Raw genomic sequence first — 22,220 nt, 5'->3', positions numbered from 1 at the left:
GGGCGTGGCTAATGGAAATCTGTAAGCCTGCGGCACGCCACGCGTCATGCGGGCCGGCCGGCAGGCTGGCGGGTGGCACGGACCACCCGCGCTGCATCTTGTTATGCGCCTACCACAATGGGCTTCGCCAGGTTCGGGCGCAGGGTGCCAGCGCTTTCAGGCGCCACACCGGCCTCGAACTCCGAGCGGAAGTACTTGATGGCACTGCCCAACGGCTCTACCGCCCCCGGTGCATGAGCACAGAAGGTACGGCCTGGGCCGAGGAAGTTGACCAGCCCCAGCAGCGTCTCGATGTCTTCGGCGCGGCCCTGGCCTTTCTCCAGTGCGCGCAGCATCTTCACGCTCCACGGCAAACCGTCGCGGCATGGGGTGCACCAACCGCACGACTCGCGGGCGAAGAACTCTTCCATGTTGCGCAGCAGCGAGACCATGTTGATGCTGTCGTCGACCGCCATGGCCAGGCCAGTGCCCATCCGGGTGCCGACCTTGGCGATGCCACCGGCGTACATCTGGGCGTCGAGGTGCTCGGGCAGCAGGAAGCCGGTACCGGCACCACCAGGCTGCCAGCACTTGAGCTTGAAGCCGTCGCGCATGCCGCCGGCGTAGTCCTCGAACAGCTCGCGGGCGGTCACGCCGAATGGCAGCTCCCACAGGCCCGGGTTCTTCACCTTGCCAGAGAAGCCCATCAGCTTGGTGCCGTGGTCCTCGCTGCCTTCGCGGGCCAGCGACTTGTACCAATCGTTGCCGTTGGCGACGATGGCCGGCACGTTGCACAGCGTCTCGACGTTGTTCACGCAGGTCGGCTTGCCCCACACGCCCACGGCGGCAGGGAAGGGCGGCTTGGAACGCGGGTTGGCGCGGCGGCCTTCCAGCGAGTTGATCAGTGCGGTTTCTTCACCGCAGATGTAGCGCCCGGCACCGGTGTGAACGAACAGCTCGAAGTCGAAGCCCGAACCGAGGATGTTCTTGCCCAGCAGGCCCGCAGCCTTGGCTTCATCGATGGCGCGATTGAGGTTCTTCGCCGCGGTGGTGTACTCGCCACGCAGGAAGATGTAGCCACGGTAGGCCTTCAGGGCGCGGGCGCTGATCAGCATGCCCTCGACCAGCAGATGGGGCTGTTGCTCCATCAGCATGCGGTCCTTCCAGGTGTTGGGCTCCATTTCGTCCGCGTTGCACAGCAGGTAGCGGATGTTCATGGATTCGTCTTTGGGCATCAGGCCCCACTTCACACCAGTGGGGAAGCCTGCACCGCCCCGGCCCTTGAGGCCGGAATCCTTGACGCTCTGCACGATGTCGTCGGCGGACATGTCTGCCAGTGCCTTGCGGGCAGCGGCGTAGCCGTTCTTCGACTCGTACTCGGCGAGCCACACCGGCTCGCCGTCGTCACGCAGGCGCCAGGTCAGCGGGTGGGTTTCGGCCGTCCGCGCGATGCGGTTGGCCGGGCCGAAGGAAGTAATGGTCATACGTAACCCTCCAGCAGCTTGGAGACGCCAGCGGGCTGCACGTCACCAAAGGTATCGTCGTCGATCATCAGCGCCGGGGCCTTGTCGCAGTTGCCCAGGCAGCACACCGGCAGCAGGGTGAAACGCCCGTCCGCGGTGGTCTGGCCGAGGCCGATGCCCAGCTCGCTCTGGATCTGGCTGACCACCGATTCGTGGCCGCCGATGTAGCAGACCATGCTGTCGCACACGCGGATGATGTGACGGCCAACGGGCTGGCGGAAGATCTGGCTGTAGAAGGTGGCGACACCCTCGACGTCGCTGGCCGGGATGCCCAGCACTTCGCCGATGGCGTGGATGGCGCCGTCCGGCACCCATCCACGTTCCTTCTGGACGATCTTCAAGGCTTCGATGGACGCCGCGCGCGGGTCCTCGTAGTGATGCATTTCGTGCTCGATGGCCGAGCGCTCGGTCTCGCTCAGGGCGAAACGGTCTGTCTGGATAAGCGTGCTGTTCATGCTTAGCGGTCCACGTCAGCCATAACGAAGTCGATACTGCCCAGGTACGCAATGAGGTCGGCGACCATGCTGCCTTTGATCACCGAAGGGATCTGCTGCAGGTGCGGGTAGCTCGGGGTACGGATCCGGGTGCGGTAGCTCATGGTGCCGCCATCGCTCGTCAGGTAGTAACTGTTGATGCCCTTGGTCGCCTCGATCATCTGGAACGACTCGTTGGCCGGCATGACCGGGCCCCACGAGACTTGCAGGAAGTGCGTGATCAGGGTCTCGATGTGCTGCAGGGTGCGCTCTTTCGGTGGCGGCGTGGTCAGCGGGTGGTCCGCCTTGTACGGGCCTTCCGGCATGTTGCGCAGGCACTGGTCGATGATGCGGATACTCTGGCGCATCTCTTCGACACGGACCATGCAGCGATCGTAGGCATCGCCGTTGTGGGCCAGTGGTACTTCGAACTCGAAGTTCTCGTAGCCGGAGTACGGGCGCGCTTTACGCAGGTCGAAGTCGCAACCGGTGGCACGCAGGCCGGCACCGGTGGTACCCCATTCCAGGGCTTCCTTGGTGTTGTACGCGGCGACGCCGATGGTACGACCCTTGAGGATGCTGTTCTGCAAGGCAGCCTTGGTGTACTCGTCGAGGCGCTTGGGCAGCCATTCGACGAAGTCCTTGACCAGCTTGTCCCAGCCGCGCGGCAGGTCGTGGGCGACGCCACCGATGCGATACCAGGCCGGGTGCAGGCGGAAGCCGGTGATCGCCTCGATCACGGTGTAGGCGCGCTGGCGGTCGGTGAAGGTGAAGAACACCGGGGTCATGGCGCCGACGTCCTGGATGTAGGTACCCAGGAACAGCAGGTGGCTGGTGATGCGGAAGAACTCGGCCAGCATGATGCGGATCACGTCGACCTTCTGCGGCACCTGGATGCCAGCCAGCTTCTCGACCGCGAGTACGTACGGCAGGTTGTTCATCACCCCGCCGAGGTAGTCGATACGGTCGGTGTAGGGGATGAAGCTGTGCCAGGACTGGCGCTCGGCCATTTTCTCGGCGCCACGGTGGTGGTAGCCGATGTCCGGTACGCAGTCGACGATCTCTTCACCGTCCAGCTGCAGGACGATACGGAAGGCACCGTGAGCCGACGGGTGGTTGGGGCCGAGGTTGAGGAACATGTAGTCCTCGTTGGCGCCCTGGCGCTTCATGCCCCAGGCTTCAGGGTTGAAGCGTGCCGATTCCTCTTCGAGCTGCTGCTTGGCCAGGGTCAGGCTGTAGGGGTCGAACTCGGTGGCTCGGGCCGGGTAGTCCTTGCGCAGCGGGTGACCTTCCCAGGTCGGCGGCATCATGATGCGGCTGAGGTGCGGGTGGCCGGCGAAGTCGATGCCGAACATGTCCCAGACTTCGCGCTCGTACCAGTTGGCGTTCGGCCAGATGCCGGTCACCGATGGCAGGTTCAGGTCGCCTTCGCTGAGCGACACCTTGATCATCACGTCGCTGTTACGCTCGATCGACAGCAGGTGGTAGAACACACTGAAGTCGGCGGCCGGCAGGCCACGGCGCTGGGTGCGCAGGCGTTCGTCGACGCCGTGCAGGTCGTACAGCATGCTGTACGGCTTGGCGACGCCACGCAGGAAGCTGAGCACTTCCTTCAGTTGGGCGCGCTTGACCCACAGCACGGGCATGCCGGTGCGGGTTTCCTGGGCGACGAATGCGTCGGCGCCAAAACGGTTATGCAGTTCGACGACCACATCCTGGTCGTCTGCCTTGTAGGGCGGAATGAAAATAGCGTTGTCCGCTGTCATGGTCTCGGTCGCTTTGGGTCAGCGTTAAGAATGAAGCCAGGCCGCCGGCTCCTTCGGGAGCGGCGGCAGGTCGCTGGATCAGACTTCGTCGGGGCTGCGCAGGTTGGTTACCGCAATGCGCTGTTCACGACGCAAGTCCTTCTGGGCAGGCATCTCGGCACGGTAGATGCCTTGATCACCAACCACCCAGGAGAGCGGGCGTCGTTCTTGGCCGATCGATTCCTGCAACAGCATCAAGCCTTGCAGGAATGCCTCGGGGCGCGGCGGGCAGCCAGGCACGTAGACGTCCACGGGGAGGAACTTGTCGACCCCCTGAACGACCGAGTAGATGTCGTACATGCCGCCGGAGTTGGCGCACGAACCCATGGAGATGACCCATTTCGGCTCGAGCATCTGCTCGTACAGGCGCTGGATGATCGGCGCCATCTTCACGAAGCAGGTACCGGCGATGACCATGAAGTCGGCCTGACGCGGCGAGGCCCGGATGACTTCGGCGCCGAAGCGGGCGATGTCGTGGGGTGCCGTGAAGGCCGTGGTCATTTCCACGTAGCAGCAGGACAGGCCGAAGTTGTACGGCCAGAGGGAGTTCTTGCGACCCCAGTTGACCGCGCCACTGAGCACATCTTCGAGCTTACCCATGAAGATGTTCTTGTGGACCTGGTCCTCTAGCAGTTGATCGGTGACGGTTTCCCGTTCACCGATCGGGTACTGCTCGTTGGGCGCATCCGGATCGATTCTGGTGAGATTGTATTGCATGCCAAAGCCTCATTGTTTCAGCTTCGCTTGCCGCTTGCGGCGACCTTCGGGAGCCCAGTCAAGGGCCCCGACGCGCCATAGGTAGACAAGACCTGCCAACAGAATTGCTATGAAAACGAGAGCTTCGACGAATCCGGTCCAGCCGCTTTCGCGGACGGACACAGACCATGCATACAGGAATAGGGCTTCGATATCGAAGATCACGAACAGCATCGCGACCAGATAGAATTTGGCGGACAGGCGCAGGCGGGCGCTGCCGACGGGCAGCATGCCGGATTCGAAGGGTTCGTTCTTGGCGCGACCCCAGGCCTTGCTACCGAGCAGGCTGGAGAGGCCGAGCATGAAGGCGCACAGGCCGACGACACCCAGGAGGAAGATGGCAAAGCCCCAGTTGTGGGCGATGAGTCCTGCCGAATCGGACATGCTAGAAATCCTTATACAGAGACCCAGCTCTGCAGTCTGAAATAAGTAGAGCGGCGACGTGGTGTCGCAGGTGCAGTGACCAAATGTCGCAGCTGAATCAATCGCGCTGATTTTATGGGTAAACCCGAAGCAAGTAAAATTTCTGTGGCAACTTTATTCGTAGGATTAAGAACAAAAACCGCGCCTAACTGGCTGAAACCCTTGAGTTTCGGGGATTGCGTACGGTTTTGTTAATTATGTTTCTTGCCCGCCGTAACGAAATGCAAGTTTCGGAATGATAATTAATATCATTTGAGGGTGCCGGTTTAAGTTGGATATTCGGCGGGGTAATGAAGTTCATGCACGTACCTCCCTACTTGCAAATGAGAAAAACTCTCGTTCTACCAGCATGCGACAGGGAGCGTACGGTCCTGGATCAATGTTTTGTCGATCAAGAGGGTGCGCGTGCCTATATAAGGAAGGCCGGCGGGTGTGAAGGGGCAGGTGGCTTGGACTAGGCATGGGCGGTCCTTGCTGCTGTGCTGTGACAAGCATAGACCTGATCTGCAGGATTGCCGTCAACCTCGCGGGCCCTTTCGCGGGCAAGCCCGCTCCTACAGGATCTGCACCGTAGCTGATGTCGGTGCGGTACCTGTGGGAGCGGGCTTGTCCCGCGAAGAGGCCCGCGCAGAAATAAAAAAAGCCCGGGGCTCTGTCGAACCCCGGGCCTCGCTCAGCACCCCACTATCAGTGGAACTGCTCTTCCTCGGTCGAACCCGTCAGCGCAGTCACCGACGAAGCCCCACCCTGAATCACGGTGGTCATGTCGTCGAAGTAGCCAGTGCCCACTTCCTGCTGGTGCGCCACGAAGGTGTAGCCCTTGCTGGCGTCGGCGAATTCCTGCTCCTGCAGCTTCACGTAGGCGGTCATGTCGTTGCGGGCGTAGTCGTGCGCCAGGTTGAACATGCCGTGCCACATGTTGTGGATGCCGGCCAGGGTGATGAACTGGTGCTTGTAGCCCATGGCCGACAGCTCGCGCTGGAACTTGGCGATGGTCGCGTCGTCCAGGTTCTTCTTCCAGTTGAAGGAAGGCGAGCAGTTGTACGACAGCAGTTGGTCCGGGTACTCCTTCTTGATCGCCTCGGCGAAGCGACGGGCTTCGTCCAGGTCCGGTTTGGCGGTTTCACACCAGATCAGGTCGGCGTACGGCGCGTAGGCCAGGCCGCGGGCGATGGCCTGGTCGAGGCCGGCACGCACTTTATAGAAGCCTTCGCGGGTACGGTCGCCAATCACGAACGGCTGGTCGTATGGGTCGCAGTCGCTGGTCAACAAGTCGGCGGCGTTGGCGTCGGTGCGGGCCAGGATGATGGTCGGCACGCCCGCCACGTCAGCTGCCAGGCGCGCGGCCACCAGCTTCTGTACGGCTTCCTGGGTCGGTACCAGTACCTTGCCGCCCATGTGGCCGCATTTTTTCACCGAGGCCAGCTGGTCTTCGAAGTGCACGCCGGCGGCGCCTGCTTCGATCATGTTCTTCATCAGTTCGTAGGCGTTGAGTACGCCACCGAAGCCGGCTTCGGCGTCGGCCACGATCGGCGCGAAGTAGTCGATGTAGCCGTCGTCACCCGGGTTCTTGCCGGCCTTCCACTGGATCTGGTCGGCGCGGCGGAACGAGTTGTTGATGCGCTTGACCACGGTCGGGACCGAGTCCACCGGGTACAGCGATTGGTCGGGGTACATCGACTCGGCCGAGTTGTTGTCGGCGGCAACCTGCCAGCCGGACAGGTAGATGGCCTGGATGCCAGCTTTTACCTGCTGTACCGCCTGGCCCCCAGTCAGGGCGCCCATGCAGTTGACGAAATCTTTTTCTGGGCGGAAGGAGGGGTGGGCACCTTGGGTGACCAGCTTCCACAGTTTTTCTGCGCCTTGGCGAGCCAGGGTGTGCTCTGGCTGCAGGGAGCCACGCAGGCGAACGACATCGGCGGCGGTGTAGGTACGGGTCACGCCTTTCCAGCGCGGGTTCTCGGCCCAGTCTTTTTCGAGGGCTGCAATTTGCTGTTCGCGTGTCAGTGCCATGGAAATAAACCTCGTCGCATCGATCTTGGGTTAATTGTGCTGATGCTCGGAATGCCGATCAGGGTGCCAGGCGGCTGTCCTGTTCGCAGGCTTGCGGTGCGACGTGAAGGCTCGAAGGGGAAGGAGGTACAGACTCGGCCAGGGTGTGCCCGTGCAGGTCGGCTCGTGGTTGCCTTGCTGCGGTGCGACGCGATTGCCGGTGCTGTAGTGATGCGCTTCCGTCCCTCGGGACAACTTCTTCGTTGCAGTCGCAATCCCGTCGAACCGCCTTGTGGGCCGTATAGACACGAGGCGCCTCCAGGGGTGGGAGGAGGGCGCTTCGAAGGCCCTTGCCAGGGCCCCTGATTAGCGGGAGCGAGGCCATCATGCCCTCGGTAAAAAGACCCTGTCAAATGTTTTGTAGTGCTTTTTTAGTCGTACTACATATTTGTTCCAATGCGACTTGCCGGTCAGTTTCGAGGCCCTTGGTCGAGGCCTCGGATTGCCTGGGATCAGTCCAGAAGGTCGACTTTTACCCGCAAAGTCATGTTCTCACCCCGTTGGGTGCTGTAGGTGAGGGTGGAAGAGGCCTGGTCGGCCTGGCTCTGCTGGTTGTAACCGGCCAGGGTGATCCACTCGCCGAGCTCTCCCGTGATTGTCGTGTCGGTACTTTGCACTTTCACTACATCTGCGCGTTCGTTGCTGATCCTATCGTTATTGCTGCTTATTTGCAGACGAACGGTGTTTCCGCTCAGGCTCGGCGTGACGTAGAAACCTTGGGTGACATTACGGTATTCGGTGTTGCTCTGGATGCGCCCGTAGCCGTCGGTGCTGGTACTGGTGATGGGGATGCTCTGCCCGACCTGGATCAATGCCGGCTGACCCTCGCTGGCCTGGATCTGCTGCAGGCCGCCGTCGCGATTGGAGGTGCCGTAGTTGATGATTCGCGCGTTACCGCGGTTGTCCTGGAAGTTGCTGTCACTGTTGTCGACGCTGATCAGCAGGCGCTTCGGCGCGGTATCGAGCTGTTGCAGCAGGGCGCGCAAGTCGTCGATGCGTTCGGGGCTGGCATTGACGATCAGCTTGTTCTCGAAGGCACTGACCGTGCCGTCCTTGCCCAGGAAGCCCTGGGCGGTCGGCAGCAGTTCGGCGCTGGTACGGTGCTGCAGGGGCAGCACCTCGGTGGCGGCCTGGGTCACCAGGCTGGTCGCCAACAGCAGGGCGGCGACGAGAGGGCGTAGCGGCATGGGGGGGATCTCCGCGGGTAGAATCATCATGATGGCAAATTTGTCGGGCTCGTGCCGGCTGTGCATCACAGGCTGTCTTTTATCTTCGATTATCCTATAGGCTATAAATTATAGTGATGCAGATAAACGAGGATATTGACATGACTCCATCACGCCCGATGTTTCGCCGCGAGCAGTTGGCTCAGGCCCTGGCGCGCGACTTGGCTGGCGAGTCGCTGGTCGACTTCAGCTCCGGCATGTTCCTCGCGGCGCCCCGGCGTACCGGCAAGAGCACCTTCCTCAACAACGACTTCATTCCCGAGTGCGTGCGGCGCGGCTGGCTGCCGGTGTATGTCGATCTGTGGTCGGACCGTGACGCCGACCCGGCGACGTTGATCAGTGGCGCTATCGGCACTGCATTGGCGGGTTTCGAGAGCGCACTGGCGCGCACCGCGAAGAAGGCTGGCATCGACAAGATCAACCTGTTGCGCACCCTGAGCTGGGATTTTACCCGGCCACAACTGCCGGCCGGCACCACCCTGGCCCAGGCGCTCGCCGTGCTGCACCAGGTGTGTGGGCAGATGCTGGTGCTGATCGTCGACGAAGCCCAGCATGCGCTGAACAGCGAGGAAGGGGTCAATGCCATGTTCGCCCTCAAGGCCGCGCGCGACCACCTCAATCGGGGCGATCGGCCCGATGGCCTGCGCCTGGTGTTCACCGGGTCCAGCCGCGACAAGCTGGCCAACCTGGTACTCAAGAGCAAGCAGCCGTTCTATGGCGCCAGCATCACCCCGTTTCCGCTGCTGGGCCGGGATTTCGTCGAATTCATCACCGCGTTGTGGAACGGCCGCCTGGCCGCCAGCAACCAGTTCAAGGTCGAGGACCTGGAGTACGCCTTCGAGCGCGTCGGCCGGCGCCCGGAAATGCTCGGCAAGTTGCTCACCGAAGTGAGCCTTGGCCTGGGCGAGGCCGGCAACCTGGGTGAACTGTTGCGTACCGGCGCGCTCAATCACCAGGCGGGCGTATGGAGCGACTACGAAAGTGCCTGGAACGACCTGTCGCCCCTGCAGCAGGCCGTACTCCAGGTGATGGCCGAGCGTACCCTGGGGCGCCAGCCGTTCTCGCCGTTTACCGAGCACACCCTGCTTGCGGTCAACCGCAGGCTGGAGCAGGCCCAGGCGCAAGCCACTGCCAGCACCGCCAATGTGCAGAAGGCCCTGGATGCCCTGCGGGACAAGGAGCTGATATGGAAGGCCAACCGTGGCGAGTACGCCCTGGAGGATGGGGCCATGGCCGAGTGGCTGGGCCGGGACGGGCGCTCGGGGTCATAGCGGTGGTGGCTGTTAGACAAATTCCGTAACATCTCGCCCTTCGATTTTTATCCGGTTCCCGGACCCGACCCTGTGCGCGCAGTCGCACAGGGCCTCGGGGCGGGTGTCGTCACAGGAAGCCCATGAAAACAGCCAGACTCCGCGCCGACCTGCTCGCCGGTCTCACCACGTCCTTCGCCCTGGTGCCCGAGTGCATCGCCTTTGCCCTGGTGGCGCACCTCAATCCACTGATGGGCTTGTATGGCGCTTTCATCATCTGCACGCTCACCGCGCTGTTCGGCGGCCGTCCAGGGATGATCTCGGGTGCCGCTGGCTCCATGGCTGTGGTGATCGTCGCCCTGGTGGTGCAGCACGGCGTCCAGTACCTGCTGGCCACGGTGCTCCTCGGCGGGGTGGTGATGATCCTGTTTGGCGCCTTGCGCCTGGGCAAGCTGGTGCGCCTGGTGCCTTATCCGGTGATGCTCGGCTTCGTCAATGGCTTGGCGATCGTCATCGCCATGGCCCAGCTCGAACACTTCAAGGACGGTCAAGCCTGGCTCAGTGGCACGCCGCTGTACCTGATGATCGGCCTGGTGGCCCTGACCATGCTGGTGGTGTATGTGCTGCCCAGGCTCACCCGTGCGGTGCCACCGGCACTGGTGGCGATCCTCGGCGTGGGGTTGCTGGTGTACCTGCTGGGCCTGCCGACGCGCACCCTGGGCGACATGGCGCACATTGCCGGCGGCCTGCCGCAGTTGGCCCTGCCCGAGGTGCCCTGGAGCCTCGAGACGCTGAAGGTCATTGCGCCATACGCATTTTTGATGGCCATGGTCGGCCTGCTGGAAACCCTGCTCACCCTCAACCTTACCGACGAGATCACCGAGAGCCGCGGTTTTCCCGATCGAGAATGCGTGGCCTTGGGGGCCGCCAACATGGTCTCGGGCCTGTGCGGCGGCATGGGTGGCTGCGCGATGATCGGCCAGACCGTGATCAACCTCAGCTCCAATGGCCGTGGGCGGCTGTCGGGCGTGGTCGCTGGCGTGATGATCCTGCTGTTCGTGCTGTTTTTGTCGCCGCTGATCGAGCGCATTCCGCTGGCGGCGCTGGTCGGGGTGATGTTCGTGGTGGCGCAGCAGACCTTCGCCTGGGCCTCGCTGCGGGTGCTGCACAAGGTGCCGGCCAGCGACGTGCTGGCTATCATCGCCGTGACCGTGGTCACGGTGTTCACCGACTTGGCCACAGCGGTGCTGTTCGGCATCGTCATCGCCGCAGTGAACTTTGCCTGGCAGCATGCGCGCGAGCTGTACGCCGACAGCCATGAAGACGCCGAGGGCAGCAAGCACTACCAGGTGCATGGCACCTTGTTCTTCGCCTCGACCACGCCGTTTCTCAACCAGTTCGACCCCGCCAGCGATCCGGCCAAAGTGACCCTGGACTGCCAACACCTGCGCTTCGTCGATTATTCGGCGATCGCGGCGTTGAAGACCCTGCGTGAGCGCTATGCCAAGGCGGGCAAGCAGCTGCGCGTGGTGCATCTGTCGGAGCGCTGCAAGAAGCTGTTGCGCAGGGCAGGGGAGCAGCACTGAAGTTGCTTGCTGCCTGTGCCGGCCTCTTCGCGGGTAAACCCGCTCCTACAGGTTTCACCGCCCCCTGTAGGAGCGGGTTTACCCGCGAAGAGGCCGGCACAGGGTTATCGCTTACTCCCCGCGGCTTTTCTTCACGATCGAATCGGCAATGCTGGCCGGGGCCTCGGCATAGCGGGTGAACTCCATCGAGAAGCTGGCCCGTCCCTGGGTCATCGAGCGCATCGAGGTGGCATAGCCAAACATCTCGCCCAGCGGCACCTCGGCACGGATCACCTTGCCCGCCGGCGTCTCGTCGCCATCCTGGATGATCCCCCGGCGCCGGCTCAGGTCGCCGAGAATATCGCCCTGGTACTCCTCGGGCGTCACCACCTCGACCTTCATCACCGGCTCCAGCAACACCGCGCCACCTTTCTGCGACAGCTGCTTGGTGGCCATGGATGCAGCGATCTTGTAGGCCATTTCGTTGGAGTCGACGTCGTGGTAGGAGCCGTCGAACACCGCGGCCTTGAGGTTGATCAGCGGGTAGCCGGCGAGCACGCCGTTCTTCATCTGCTCCTCGATGCCTTTCTGGATGGCCGGGATGTACTCGCGAGGCACCACGCCGCCGACGATCTCGTTGATGAACTCCAGGCCTTCCTTGCCCTCGTCACCCGGGGCGAAGCGGATCCAGCAATGGCCATACTGGCCGCGCCCGCCGGACTGGCGGACGAAGCGGCCTTCGATCTCGCAGGTGTTGCGGATCTTCTCGCGGTAGGCCACCTGCGGTTTGCCGATATTGGCTTCGACGTTGAACTCGCGGCGCATGCGGTCGACGATGATGTCCAGGTGCAGCTCGCCCATGCCGGAGATGATCGTCTGGCCGGTTTCTTCGTCGGTGCGCACCCGGAACGAGGGGTCCTCCTGGGCCAGTTTGCCCAGGGCGATGCCCATCTTTTCCTGGTCGGCCTTGGTCTTGGGTTCCACCGCTACAGAGATCACCGGATCGGGGAAGTCCATGCGTTCGAGGATGATCGGTTTTTCGATGTCGCAGAGGGTGTCGCCAGTGGTGACGTCCTTCATGCCGATCAGTGCGGCGATATCGCCGGCGCACACGTCCTTGATCTCGGCGCGCTGGTTGGCGTGCATCTGCACCATGCGGCCAATGCGCTCCTTCTTGCCCTTGACCGAGTTGAGCACGGCATTGCCGGAACTGAGCACGCCGGAGTACACACGGGCGAAGGTCAGGGTGCCGACGAAGGGGTCGGTGGCTATCTTGAAGGCCAGCGCCGAGAACGGCTCGTTGTCGTCGGCGTGGCGCTCCAGGTGCTTGTCTTCGTGGTTCGGGTCGGTGCCCTTGATCGCTGGGATTTCCGACGGTGCGGGCAGGTAGTCGATCACCGCGTCGAGCATCAGCGGCACGCCTTTGTTCTTGAACGACGAGCCGAGGATGGTCGGGACGATTTCGTTGGCGATGGTGCGTTGGCGCAAGGCGGCCTTGATTTCATCGACGCTCAGCTCCTCGCCTTCGAGAAACTTCATGGTCAGCTCATCATTGGCCTCGGCGGCGGCCTCGATCATGTGCGCTCGCCATTCGTCGGCCAGCGCCTGCAGTTCGGCGGGAATCTCTTCTTCGCGGTAGCTGGTGCCCTGGTCGTTCTCGTTCCAGTAGATGGCCTTCATCTTCACCAGGTCGATCTGGCCGATGAAGTTTTCCTCGCTGCCGATGGCCAGCTGGATCGGCACCGGATGGTGGCCCAGGCGCTGGTCGATCTGCTTCACCACGCGCAGGAAGTCGGCACCCTGGCGGTCCATCTTGTTGACGTAGGCCAGGCGCGGCACATGGTACTTGTTGGCCTGGCGCCACACCGTCTCGGATTGCGGCTCGACGCCGTCGGCGCCGCTGAACACCACCACCGCGCCATCGAGCACGCGTAGCGAGCGTTCCACCTCGATGGTGAAGTCGACGTGGCCAGGGGTATCGATGATGTTGAAGCGGTACTTGTCGGCGAACTGCTTGGTCGAGCCTTGCCAGAAGGCCGTGGTCGCCGCCGAGGTGATGGTGATGCCGCGTTCCTGCTCCTGGGCCATCCAGTCCATGGTCGCGGCGCCATCGTGGACCTCGCCCATCTTGTGGTTGACCCCGGTGTAGAACAGGATGCGCTCGGTGGTGGTGGTCTTGCCGGCGTCCACGTGGGCGACGATGCCGATGTTGCGGTACAGCTCGATAGGTGTTGTGCGGGCCATGGTCGACTACCTGTGGCGGTGCGGGGATTCTCCCAAGGTAGCAGACCGGGAAAATCCTGCCGCGCCGCCGGGCGTCAGTCAGCCTGGGCTTGCAGCATCCATTGGCCGTCCACTTCGCGGGCCAGCCCGCTGGCCGGCAACAGGGCCAGCAAGCGCGGATGCAGGGCGGCTTCGGTGAAGGTCTTGAGGGTGGCCAGGTCGAGCGTGCCGACCGGGTTGAGGTCGGCCTTGGTGTACGACAACCAGGCTTTTTTCAGTGCCTGCAGCACATCGCTGCCGGCGGTGCTGGCGAAGCGGCGGTGCAGCTGGCGGCCTTCGAGGGTGAAGCTGTGCTGATGGCTGTAGCTGGCCGGGTCAGTGCCTTCGCTGCAGCGGTGGCAGGTGCACGGGCCGTCGCCGAAGGCGTTGCGCAGGTAGTTGTTGAAGTCCACGACAGGCTTGAGGGTCAGGCGTTTGTCGACCTCGAACAGGTCGGCGATCAGGGGTTCTTCGGCGCTCACTCGGGTGTCCTCGTGTGGTGTGGCGTACATCGGCGGGCACCCTAACAGATCGGGGCATCTTTTGCAGGCCCGGCCTCCTCGCGGGACAAGTCGGGTCGCGAAGAGGCCAGTAGAGACAACAGAGACCGCCTACCGTACTCTACGCGCCCATATACCCAGACACCCTTTTGAGGTAACCCCGCTTGAGCACCAAGTACCCGTACACCGCCACCGTCACCATCAGCGCCGAAGACCGTGGCGGCGACACCGAAGCCTCGGAAAATCCGAGCATGCGTGTCGGCCTCGAGGCGGTGACCGAAACCCTGAAGAAGGTGCATTTCGTCGGTACGCTCGCGGCCCCGGAGAAGTCCGCCACGCACATCTGCGTGACCCTGGAGAACGGCCTGACCTACTACGGCCCGATCGTCAACGGCCACGCCGAGCTCGAAGGTGGCTGGATCGCCTTCGAGTCCGACATGCTCACCCCCGAGGAGCTGGGTCTGTAAGGCTCACTCCAGCTCCGCCAGGCACTGCTCGAGGATATCCAGGCCTTCCTCGAGCACCTCGGCCTCGATGGTCAGGGGCGCCAACAGGCGGATGATGTGGCGGGCCTTGCCGCTGGGCATCAACAGCAGGCCTTTGCCGCGCGCCGCTTCCAATACCTTGGCCAGTTGCGCTGGCGCGGGACTGCCGTCGGCATTGACGAACTCGATGCCGCGCATGGCGCCGACACCGGTCAGGCGGCCGATGAACGCGCTCAGCCCGCCTGCTTTCCAGCGCGCATGGCGGCGGACGATGGCCTGCTCCTGGCGTTCACCCCAGGTGGCGATGTTCTCGTCGCTCATCTGCGCCAGGCTGGCCAGCGCCGCCGCGCAGGCGATCGGGTTGCCTGAGTAGGTACCGCCCAGGCCACCCTTGGGCAACGCGCCCATCAGCGCCTTGCGACCGACCACCGCACCGAGCGGCATGCCGCCGGCAATGCTCTTGGCCAGCAGCAGCAGGTCCGGCTCGATGCCCAGGCGTGGGAAGGCGAAGCGCTGGCCGGTGCGGCCGAAGCCAGACTGGATCTCGTCGACGATCAGCAGGATCCCGTGCTCGTCGCAGAAGCGCCGCAGAGCCTGGGCGAAGCCCCGGTCCAGGGCCAGGAAGCCGCCTTCGCCCTGCACCGGTTCGAGGATGAACGCCGCCACGTCCTCCACCGCCAACTCCACGCTGAACAGGCGGTCCATGGCCCGGAGCGCCTGCTCGCAGGTAATGCCGGTGTCGGCGCTGGGGTAGGGCAGGTGGTACACCGGCCCTGGCAGGTCGCCGACACGCTGCTTGTACGGAGCGACCTTGCCGTTGAGGTTCAGGGTGGCCAGGGTGCGGCCATGAAAGCCGCCGTCGAAGGCGATGATCGCGCGCTTGCCTGTTGCGCCTCGGGCCACCTTCAGGGCGTTTTCCGCAGCTTCCGCGCCGCTGTTGGTGAGCATGCCGGCCAGTGGGTAGCTGACCGGCACGAACTGACCCAGGCGTTCCATCAGCTCCAGGTACGGGCCATGGGGCGCGGCATTGAAGGCGTAATGGGTGAGGCGGTTGGCCTGGGCCTGGATGGCCGCGACCACGGCCGGGTTGCAATGGCCCAGGTTGAGTACGCCGATGCCGCCGACGAAGTCTATGTAACGTTGGCCGTCGGTATCCCAGACTTCGGCATTGCGGCCATGGGAAAGTGTGATCGGGTGAACGATGGCGATGGACTGACTGATACTTTCCTGATTCATGGGCACGCGTGACCTTGTTCGAGTTTCTTAATATCCAAGCGCGCCGGGGGATTATTCCGCAAACGAATTATTGGATTGCAATCATTCCCTGGATTCATGAAGTTGCCAGGATTTTTATCTGCCGTACAGGCGCCATCAATTGCCTTCGGCCACCCGCTCGCGGATCCACTGCACGAACGCCCGGACCTTGGGCACCTCCGCCGCATGCTCGGCATGGGCGATGAAATGCCGGCCGTTGCTCGCCACCGGGTGGTCCCAGGCCACCACCAGCTTGCCCTCGCTCAGCTCCTCGGCCACCAGGTAGCGCGGGATCAGGGCGATCCCGCAGCCGGCGATGGCTGCGCGGATGCACAGATAGAACGTGTCGAAGCGCGGCCCGTGATAGCTGTTCTGGCTGTGCAACCCGAGGCCGAGAAACCACTCGTGCCAGGCCTCGGGCCGCGACGCGCATTGCAGCAGCCGGTGCTCGGTGAGCGCTTCGGCACTGTCGAAGCGGTACTGCGCCTGCAATTGCGGGGCGCACACCGGAACCACCTCCTCGCTGAACAGCTCGATGCAGGTCGCCCCCGGCCAGGTGCCTTGGCCGAAGAAGAAGGCGACATCGGCCTTGGCCTGCACCAGGTCGAACGGCTCCAGTTCGTTGCGGATGTCGAGGTGGATGCGTGGGTAGCGTTCGCCGAAACCCTTGAGCCGGGGCACCAGCCAACGGGCGCCGAATGTGGGCTGGGTAGCGATGCGCAGCACCTCGGTTTCGTCGCCGTAGCTGAGGATGTAGCGGCTGGAGATGTCGATCTGGGTGAGGATCTTGTTCACCTCGGCCAGGTACAGCGCGCCTGCCGGTGTCAGGTGCAGGCGCCGGCGAATCCGCTGGAACAGCGAGTGCGAGAGCATTTCCTCGAGCTGCGCCACCTGCTTGCTGACGGCGCTCTGGGTCAGGTGCAGCTCTTGCGCCGCACGGGTGAAGCTCAAGTGGCGGGCAGCGGCTTCGAAGCACTGCAAGGCCGTTGTGGAGGGCATCAAGCGTTTGGACATGGCGGGCGCGTACCGAGCAAAAAAGTCAGGAGTTCATTCCGTATTGGAATCATGTGCGTCGAAAAGGTCGTTTGTTGAGCCGGGCCTATAGATTAATACTGACCTCGATCAATGATTACAACCGGTGTTGCGAAGTAGCAGGAAAGTGCGCATCACCGCGATCAGAACAACAAAAAGAGCAACAAGACTTACCCGTATTCTGCTCCAACTCTTCAGCCGTCCAAGGTGGCGGCCGACCCATTCGAGGGTTCTCCATGGCTTCGCTAGACAATAAGAAACAGCGTTCCCTGCAGCACGGCCTTACCTCCCGTCAGGTCTCCATGATTTCCATCGCCGGCATCATTGGCGCCGGGCTGTTCATCGGCTCGTCGAACGCCATCGCCACCGCCGGCCCGGCCATTCTCATCTCCTATGCCATGACCGGCTTGCTGGTGCTGCTGGTGATGCGCATGCTTGGCGAAATGGCCATCGCCAACCCCAACAGCGGTTCGTTCTCGACTTACGCCAGCGAGGCCATCGGCCCTTGGGCGGGCTTTACCATCGGCTGGTTGTACTGGTGGTTCTGGGTGCTGATCATCCCGGTCGAGGCCATCGCCGGCGCCGATATCCTGCATGCGTACTTCCCGGCGGTGCCGTCCTGGCTGTTCGCCTTCCTGATCATGCTGGTGCTGTCGGGCACCAACCTGGTCAGCGTGAAGAACTTCGGCGCGTTCGAATACTGGTTCGCGCTGGTCAAGGTCATCGCGATCCTGGCCTTCATCATCGTCTGCAGCCTGGCCGTGTTCGGCGTCTGGCCGCTGGCCGAGGTGTCCGGGGTGAGCCGCCTGTGGGACAGCGGCGGCTTCATGCCCAATGGCTTCGGCACCGTGCTCGGCGGCGTGCTGATCACCATCTTCTCGTTCTTCGGCGCCGAGATCGTCACCATCGCCGCCGACGAGACCGCCAACCCCAAGGACAAGATCCGCCGGGCCACCAACCTGGTGGTATACCGCATCGCCATCTTCTACCTGGCGTCGATCTTCCTGGTGGTGTCGCTGGTGGCCTGGAACGACCCGGGCCTGAAAGCGGTGGGTTCGTTCCAGCGCGTTCTGGAGGTACTCAACGTGCCGGGCGCCAAGCTGCTGGTCGACCTGGTGGTGCTGGTGGCGGTCACCAGCTGCATGAACTCGGGCCTGTATACCGCCTCGCGCATGCTGTATTCGCTCGGTGCCCGCGGCCAGGCGCTGAGCATGACCAAACGGATCTCTGGCGCTGGCGTGCCCACCGTGGCGGTGATCCTCTCCACCCTGGCAGGCTTCGTCGGCTGCTTCGTCAACTACGTGTTGCCGGGCAAGGTGTTCGGCTTCCTGCTCTCGACAACAGGCGCCATCGCCTTGCTGGTGTATCTGGTGATCGCCGTGTCGCAACTGCGCATGCGCGCCCGCGCCGAGCGCGAAGGCCGGATGCTGGAGCTGAAGATGTGGCTGTTCCCCTGGCTGACCTGGCTGGTGATCGGCACTATCGTGATGGTCCTGGGCTACATGCTGTTCAGCCCCGCCTACCGGTACGAAACGCTGATGACCGCCGGGGTGACCCTGTTCATCCTGCTGGTCTCGCTGACCCAGCGTGGCACCAAGGTGGTTGCCCAGCCGGCCTGAGGTTTCTGCTTTAATGGGGGCGTTTCGAGCCCCCATTCCAATAAGCACAGGCAGCGTATGAACGACCAGACCCTTTCCCTCCAGGCGCTCGCCGCCCCCGAAGGTGCCTGCTACGGCTGTGGCATTGCCCACCCCAGCGGCCTGCACCTGCAAAGCCACTGGGATGCCGATGGCGTTCACCTGGTGTGCCGCCATGCCCCCGACAGCACCTTCATCGGCTGGCCCGGCCTGGTCTACGGCGGCCTCCTGGCGATGTTGGTCGACTGCCACTCCAACTGGACCGCCATGGCCTACCACTACCGCGCCGAAGGCCGTGAGCCGGGGAGCCTGCCACGCATCGACTGCGTCACCGGCACGCTCGGCATCACCTACCTCAAGCCCACGCCCATGGGGGTCGAGTTACTGCTCAAGGCGCGGGTGGAGGGCGAGGTCGGGCGCAAGAGCCGGGTGATCTGCGAGGTCTGGGCCGGCGCCGTGCTCACGGTGAGCGCCGATTCGGTGTTCGTGCGGGTCGACACCGAGAAGCTCAAGCTCAAGGCGCACGGGCAGGCCTAGTGTGGTGATCGGTCGCTGAGCAGTGATGGCCAGGATGCGCCATTGTCCTTAAAGTGACGGTTCACTCACTGACTAGGCGAGCCCATGAGCGATCTTTCCGCATTTCCGATCACCCGCAAATGGCCAGCGCAACACCCCGAGCGCCTGCAACTGTATTCGCTGCCCACCCCCAACGGCGTCAAGGTCTCGATCATGCTCGAAGAGATCGGCCTGGCCTATGAGGCGCACAAGGTCAGCTTCGACAGCAATGACCAGCTCAGCCCCGAGTTCATCTCGCTCAGCGCCAACAACAAGATCCCGGCGATCCTCGACCCGGATGGGCCAGGTGGCGAGCCGCTGCCGTTGTTCGAATCGGGAGCGATCTTGCAGTACCTGGCCGAGAAGAGCGGGCAGTTGTTGAGCCAGGATCCTGCCCAGCGTTACCAGACCCTGCAGTGGTTGATGTTCCAGATGGGCGGCATCGGGCCGATGTTCGGCCAGGTCGGCTTCTTCCACTTCTTCGCTGGCAAGGAATACGAGGACAAGCGTCCGCGTGACCGCTACGTCAATGAGTCCAAGCGCTTGCTCGGTGTGCTCGACCGTCACCTGGAAGGGCGCCAGTGGATGGTCGATGAGTACAGCATCGCCGACATCGCCATCTTCCCCTGGGTGCGCAACCTGGTGGAGCGCTACAACGCCCGAGAGCTTGTGGGGTTCGATGCGTTCAAGGAAGTTCAGCGCGTGCTGGCCAGCTTCCTCGCGCGGCCGGCGGTGCAGCGTGGGCTGAAGATTCCAGGCTGAAGGCGGTAGGGGGCGAGGCCGGGCAGGGTAGCCGCCTGGCCTCGACCTGCGCTGGCTCAGTGCAGCTCGTCGGTCGCGAAACCCAGGCAGTTCACGCTCAACTGCTGGGTACCGCGGCTGCAGCTGAAGTTGAATTCGCCTGATAACCAATGAAAGCGGTAATTGATGTGGGTGAGCAGGAAATCGCCTTCATCTATGGGCTCGGCTTGCTGGTCACGGGCACCGAATTCGACCTGTAAGCGGTTATCCCAGTCGTCGTCGCTTTCCAGTATGTAGAAACCGGGCTCAGGGCCCTGTTGCCCGATCAGGTGCATCCAATAGCCCATGCCTTCGGCTTCAATGCGAAAACCGTCGCTCCACCATTCCTGGCGGCGAACCTTGAGGCTTCCAGGCGATGTGCCCGCGTGGGTGTCGATCGTGAGTCGAATTTCGTTGAGCATCCTTTCCCTCCCTACTGGCGCTTCACTGCGCGAAGGGCCATCACGCTAGGGCGGAAATGGACAACCGTCTACTGGTAAAAATGATAGGTAACGGCCGTAGTCAAAAGACGTGACTCAGTAGCCAATAAAGGCTGCCCGCCAGCAACATGGCGGCCGGCAGAGTCAATACCCAGGCCAGCAGCAAGTTGATCAACGTGCGCTTCTGAATGCCCGATCCATTGGCAACCATGGTCCCGGCCACACCTGAGCTGAGCACATGGGTGGTCGAGACCGGCAGCCCGAACATATCCGCTGCGCCGATGGTGCACATCGCCACTACTTCGGCAGAGGCGCCCTGGGCGTAGCTCAGGTGGGTCTTGCCGATCTTCTCGCCCACCGTCACCACGATGCGCTTCCAACCGACCATGGTGCCCAGGCCCAGGGCGATGGCCACCGCCACCTTGACCCACAGAGGAATGTAGCGGGTGGCGTCGTCGAGCTCGTCCTTGAACGACGACAGTTGGCTACGGGTGCCGGCGTCGAACACCAGCAGGCGGTGCTTTTCGATCAAGCGAATGGACTCGCTGGCCAGGTACATGTCGTTACGCACGTTGGCCATCGCTTCGCCAGGCACGGCCTTGAGCGAGCCGTATCCCTCCACCTGCGCGCCAATCTCGCCGGTCAGTTGGGCCAGGGCAGGGAGCAATTCGGGGCCGGCTTTGGGCGCGGCAATGAACACGGTCAGCGTCTGGCGCACGTCAGCCGGCGGTGCCTGCGGGGCGCTGCGCACCAGCGCTTGCCGTGTGGCTTCGGCCACGGAGGAAAACTGCAGCGCCTGTTCGTTGGGCATGGTCTTGTTCAGCGCGTAGGCCATGGGCAGCGTGCCCACCAGAATCAGCATGATCAGGCCCATGCCTTTCTGGCCGTCGTTGGAACCATGGGCGAACGATACACCGGTGCAGGTCAGGATCAGCACGCCGCGGATCCACCAGGGTGGCGGGGTTCGGTCCTCCGGCGCCTGATACAGCTCCCTGCGTTTTACCAGTGCCCGCAGCGCCAGCAGCAACAGGGCCGCGCAGGCGAAACCGACTACGGGCGACAGCAGCAAGGCGTAGCCGACCTTGCTGGCCTGGCTCCAGTCGACCCCGCTGGTGCCTTCGCGCCCGTGCATCAGCGCATTGGCCACGCCCACACCGATGATCGAGCCGATCAACGTATGCGAGGAGGAGGCGGGCAAGCCCAGCCACCAGGTACCGAGGTTCCAGATGATCGCTGCCAGCAGGAGGGCGAAGACCATGGCGAAGCCGGCCGAAGAGCCGACCTTGAGGATCAGCTCGACCGGTAGCAGGGCGATGATGCCGAAGGCCACCGCGCCGCTGGAGAGCAGCACACCGAGGAAGTTGCACAACCCCGACCACACCACCGCGACCGGCGCCGGCAGCGAGTGGGTGTAGATCACCGTGGCGACGGCGTTGGCCGTGTCGTGGAAGCCGTTGACGAACTCGAAGCCCAGGGCGATCAGCAAGGCCAGGCCGAGCAGCAGGAATGGCGTGACCGTGGTGACCACCGTGCCGCTGGCGCTGACGTCCTGCTTGAGGCTCCAGGCGGTGTAGGCGATGCCGGCCAGCAACAGGCCAACGAACATGAAGAGCGTGGCACGCCCGGGTTTGTGCGAGAGTTCCGGGCGGGAATCACGTTCGGCCAGCTGTTGCTGGCTGGCCAGTGACGGGGTTGCCATGATGGCTCCGAGTGACGGTGGCAAAGGTGCCAAGGGCCTTGAGCATAGAAACAATTGCCCGCCGCGGCGTGACCTCGGTCAATGAATTGCCTAGTCTCAAGACAGGCGGTCAGGAGGAAAAACCAGCATGATCCGATGCAAACGTGTCTACCAAGCGGCAGAGCTGAGTGATGGCCAGCGCGTGCTGGTCGACCGCCTGTGGCCGCGCAACCTGCGCAAGGAAGCCCTGGACGGGGAGTGGCTGCGCGAAGTGGCGCCGTCGTCCGAACTGCGTAAGGCGTTCCACCACGGCGAAGTGGATTTCGCCGGCTTCACCCAGCGCTACCACGCCGAGCTGGCCGCGCATCCCGAGCACTGGTACCCGCTGCTGGACCTGGCGGCCAAGGGTAATCTGACCCTGCTTTACGCTGGCAAGGACACCGAGCACAACAACGCCCGGGTGCTCGCCGACTGGCTGGAGGATGAGCAGGAGCGGCGTGGGCCCGGTAGTTCGCCAGTATGTTATGGGCAATGACCGGCCCCTT

20 protein-coding genes are annotated in these 22,220 nt (G+C 63.3%); 7 read left to right on the top strand and 13 right to left on the bottom strand.

Annotated features, from left to right (window positions below):
• Positions 1-101 precede the first annotated feature (101 nt).
• The 7 genes from nuoF to IAE37_RS12940 form a co-directional block, all read right to left on the bottom strand.
• Complete coding sequence (nuoF, locus tag IAE37_RS12970) at positions 102-1,463, bottom strand: NADH-quinone oxidoreductase subunit NuoF (protein ID WP_201174199.1); 1,362 nt, start codon at positions 1,461-1,463, stop codon at positions 102-104.
• Positions 1,460-1,957 (bottom strand): NADH-quinone oxidoreductase subunit NuoE, encoded by a 498-nt coding sequence (nuoE, locus tag IAE37_RS12965; protein ID WP_003251433.1) that lies wholly within the window; start codon positions 1,955-1,957, stop codon positions 1,460-1,462. Before nuoE ends, nuoF begins: the two co-directional genes overlap by 4 nt.
• Before the next feature lie 2 nt (positions 1,958-1,959).
• Positions 1,960-3,741: an NADH-quinone oxidoreductase subunit C/D gene (gene nuoC, locus IAE37_RS12960; protein ID WP_166883157.1), complete on the bottom strand. Its 1,782-nt coding sequence runs from the start codon at positions 3,739-3,741 to the stop codon at positions 1,960-1,962.
• 78 nt (positions 3,742-3,819) lie between these two features.
• Complete coding sequence (locus tag IAE37_RS12955; RefSeq protein ID WP_201174197.1) at positions 3,820-4,497, bottom strand: NuoB/complex I 20 kDa subunit family protein; 678 nt, start codon at positions 4,495-4,497, stop codon at positions 3,820-3,822.
• 9 nt (positions 4,498-4,506) lie between these two features.
• Complete coding sequence (locus tag IAE37_RS12950; protein ID WP_011534614.1) at positions 4,507-4,920, bottom strand: NADH-quinone oxidoreductase subunit A; 414 nt, start codon at positions 4,918-4,920, stop codon at positions 4,507-4,509.
• Between the two features lie 726 nt (positions 4,921-5,646).
• Entirely contained in the window at positions 5,647-6,972 is a 1,326-nt protein-coding gene (aceA, locus tag IAE37_RS12945) for an isocitrate lyase (protein ID WP_201174196.1), read from the bottom strand.
• A 491-nt stretch (positions 6,973-7,463) separates the two neighbouring features.
• Positions 7,464-8,198: a secretin N-terminal domain-containing protein gene (locus IAE37_RS12940; protein ID WP_236409940.1), complete on the bottom strand. Its 735-nt coding sequence runs from the start codon at positions 8,196-8,198 to the stop codon at positions 7,464-7,466.
• A 140-nt stretch (positions 8,199-8,338) separates the two neighbouring features.
• Between IAE37_RS12940 and IAE37_RS12935 the strand changes: the two genes are divergently transcribed.
• Both IAE37_RS12935 and IAE37_RS12930 read left to right on the top strand, forming a co-directional pair.
• Positions 8,339-9,508 carry a hypothetical protein gene (locus IAE37_RS12935; RefSeq protein WP_201174192.1) on the top strand — a complete coding sequence of 390 codons (1,170 nt, stop codon included), beginning with the start codon at positions 8,339-8,341 and terminating at the stop codon, positions 9,506-9,508.
• 122 nt (positions 9,509-9,630) lie between these two features.
• Positions 9,631-11,073, top strand: coding sequence for a SulP family inorganic anion transporter (locus IAE37_RS12930; RefSeq protein WP_201174190.1), 1,443 nt, complete (start codon positions 9,631-9,633; stop codon positions 11,071-11,073).
• Positions 11,074-11,184: 111 nt separating this feature from the next.
• On the opposite strand, the gene fusA is transcribed toward IAE37_RS12930, so the two are convergent.
• Both fusA and IAE37_RS12920 read right to left on the bottom strand, forming a co-directional pair.
• The gene (gene fusA / locus IAE37_RS12925; RefSeq protein WP_201174188.1) at positions 11,185-13,296 is read right to left on the bottom strand and encodes an elongation factor G; all 2,112 of its coding nucleotides are present in this window, start codon (positions 13,294-13,296) and stop codon (positions 11,185-11,187) included.
• 74 nt (positions 13,297-13,370) lie between these two features.
• The gene (locus IAE37_RS12920; RefSeq protein WP_201174253.1) at positions 13,371-13,796 is read right to left on the bottom strand and encodes a hypothetical protein; all 426 of its coding nucleotides are present in this window, start codon (positions 13,794-13,796) and stop codon (positions 13,371-13,373) included.
• Between the two features lie 182 nt (positions 13,797-13,978).
• On the opposite strand from IAE37_RS12920, the gene IAE37_RS12915 reads away from it, so the two are divergent.
• Positions 13,979-14,281: a hypothetical protein gene (locus tag IAE37_RS12915; RefSeq protein ID WP_201174186.1), complete on the top strand. Its 303-nt coding sequence runs from the start codon at positions 13,979-13,981 to the stop codon at positions 14,279-14,281.
• Positions 14,282-14,284: 3 nt separating this feature from the next.
• On the opposite strand, the gene IAE37_RS12910 is transcribed toward IAE37_RS12915, so the two are convergent.
• A complete protein-coding gene (locus tag IAE37_RS12910) occupies positions 14,285-15,535 on the bottom strand; it encodes a 2-aminoadipate transaminase (RefSeq protein ID WP_201174184.1) in 1,251 nt (416 codons plus the stop codon).
• A 135-nt stretch (positions 15,536-15,670) separates the two neighbouring features.
• Positions 15,671-16,567 (bottom strand): transcriptional regulator GcvA, encoded by an 897-nt coding sequence (gcvA, locus tag IAE37_RS12905; protein ID WP_201174182.1) that lies wholly within the window; start codon positions 16,565-16,567, stop codon positions 15,671-15,673.
• 254 nt (positions 16,568-16,821) lie between these two features.
• Here gcvA and IAE37_RS12900 point away from each other — a divergent pair, with 254 nt between their 5' ends.
• The 3 genes from IAE37_RS12900 (at position 16,822) to IAE37_RS12890 (ending at position 19,539) form a co-directional block, all read left to right on the top strand.
• Positions 16,822-18,204 carry an amino acid permease gene (locus IAE37_RS12900; protein WP_201174180.1) on the top strand — a complete coding sequence of 461 codons (1,383 nt, stop codon included), beginning with the start codon at positions 16,822-16,824 and terminating at the stop codon, positions 18,202-18,204.
• A gap of 57 nt (positions 18,205-18,261) precedes the next feature.
• Positions 18,262-18,759 carry a PaaI family thioesterase gene (locus IAE37_RS12895; RefSeq protein WP_201174177.1) on the top strand — a complete coding sequence of 166 codons (498 nt, stop codon included), beginning with the start codon at positions 18,262-18,264 and terminating at the stop codon, positions 18,757-18,759.
• Positions 18,760-18,843: 84 nt separating this feature from the next.
• Positions 18,844-19,539, top strand: a complete 696-nt coding sequence (locus IAE37_RS12890; protein ID WP_201174175.1) for a glutathione S-transferase N-terminal domain-containing protein — start codon at positions 18,844-18,846, stop codon at positions 19,537-19,539.
• 56 nt (positions 19,540-19,595) lie between these two features.
• Here the strand turns inward: IAE37_RS12890 and IAE37_RS12885 are convergent, their stop codons facing one another.
• Positions 19,596-19,979, bottom strand: a complete 384-nt coding sequence (locus IAE37_RS12885; RefSeq protein ID WP_201174173.1) for a hypothetical protein — start codon at positions 19,977-19,979, stop codon at positions 19,596-19,598.
• 100 nt (positions 19,980-20,079) lie between these two features.
• A complete protein-coding gene (locus IAE37_RS12880) occupies positions 20,080-21,696 on the bottom strand; it encodes an inorganic phosphate transporter (RefSeq protein ID WP_201174171.1) in 1,617 nt (538 codons plus the stop codon).
• Positions 21,697-21,823: 127 nt separating this feature from the next.
• Between IAE37_RS12880 and IAE37_RS12875 the strand changes: the two genes are divergently transcribed.
• Positions 21,824-22,210: a DUF488 domain-containing protein gene (locus IAE37_RS12875; protein WP_201174169.1), complete on the top strand. Its 387-nt coding sequence runs from the start codon at positions 21,824-21,826 to the stop codon at positions 22,208-22,210.
• Positions 22,211-22,220 lie beyond the last annotated feature (10 nt).

It is taken from the genome of Pseudomonas sp. S31 (assembly GCF_016648105.1).
GTDB lineage: Bacteria > Pseudomonadota > Gammaproteobacteria > Pseudomonadales > Pseudomonadaceae > Aquipseudomonas.
This window is presented reverse-complemented; position numbering and strand designations above follow the sequence as displayed.

Excerpts from the sequence above, each read along its gene's own strand:
- nuoF (WP_201174199.1), bottom strand. The coding sequence starts at position 1,463 with ATGACCATTACTTCCTTCGGCCCGGCCAACCGCATCGCGCGGACGGCC.
- nuoE (WP_003251433.1), bottom strand. The coding sequence starts at position 1,957 with ATGAACAGCACGCTTATCCAGACAGACCGTTTCGCCCTGAGCGAGACC.
- nuoC (WP_166883157.1), bottom strand. The coding sequence starts at position 3,741 with ATGACAGCGGACAACGCTATTTTCATTCCGCCCTACAAGGCAGACGAC.
- IAE37_RS12955 (WP_201174197.1), bottom strand. The coding sequence starts at position 4,497 with ATGCAATACAATCTCACCAGAATCGATCCGGATGCGCCCAACGAGCAG.
- IAE37_RS12950 (WP_011534614.1), bottom strand. The coding sequence starts at position 4,920 with ATGTCCGATTCGGCAGGACTCATCGCCCACAACTGGGGCTTTGCCATC.
- aceA (WP_201174196.1), bottom strand. The coding sequence starts at position 6,972 with ATGGCACTGACACGCGAACAGCAAATTGCAGCCCTCGAAAAAGACTGG.
- IAE37_RS12940 (WP_236409940.1), bottom strand. The coding sequence starts at position 8,198 with ATGCCGCTACGCCCTCTCGTCGCCGCCCTGCTGTTGGCGACCAGCCTG.
- IAE37_RS12935 (WP_201174192.1), top strand. The coding sequence starts at position 8,339 with ATGACTCCATCACGCCCGATGTTTCGCCGCGAGCAGTTGGCTCAGGCC.
- IAE37_RS12930 (WP_201174190.1), top strand. The coding sequence starts at position 9,631 with ATGAAAACAGCCAGACTCCGCGCCGACCTGCTCGCCGGTCTCACCACG.
- fusA (WP_201174188.1), bottom strand. The coding sequence starts at position 13,296 with ATGGCCCGCACAACACCTATCGAGCTGTACCGCAACATCGGCATCGTC.
- IAE37_RS12910 (WP_201174184.1), bottom strand. The coding sequence starts at position 15,535 with ATGAATCAGGAAAGTATCAGTCAGTCCATCGCCATCGTTCACCCGATC.
- gcvA (WP_201174182.1), bottom strand. The coding sequence starts at position 16,567 with ATGTCCAAACGCTTGATGCCCTCCACAACGGCCTTGCAGTGCTTCGAA.
- IAE37_RS12900 (WP_201174180.1), top strand. The coding sequence starts at position 16,822 with ATGGCTTCGCTAGACAATAAGAAACAGCGTTCCCTGCAGCACGGCCTT.
- IAE37_RS12895 (WP_201174177.1), top strand. The coding sequence starts at position 18,262 with ATGAACGACCAGACCCTTTCCCTCCAGGCGCTCGCCGCCCCCGAAGGT.
- IAE37_RS12890 (WP_201174175.1), top strand. The coding sequence starts at position 18,844 with ATGAGCGATCTTTCCGCATTTCCGATCACCCGCAAATGGCCAGCGCAA.
- IAE37_RS12885 (WP_201174173.1), bottom strand. The coding sequence starts at position 19,979 with ATGCTCAACGAAATTCGACTCACGATCGACACCCACGCGGGCACATCG.
- IAE37_RS12880 (WP_201174171.1), bottom strand. The coding sequence starts at position 21,696 with ATGGCAACCCCGTCACTGGCCAGCCAGCAACAGCTGGCCGAACGTGAT.
- IAE37_RS12875 (WP_201174169.1), top strand. The coding sequence starts at position 21,824 with ATGATCCGATGCAAACGTGTCTACCAAGCGGCAGAGCTGAGTGATGGC.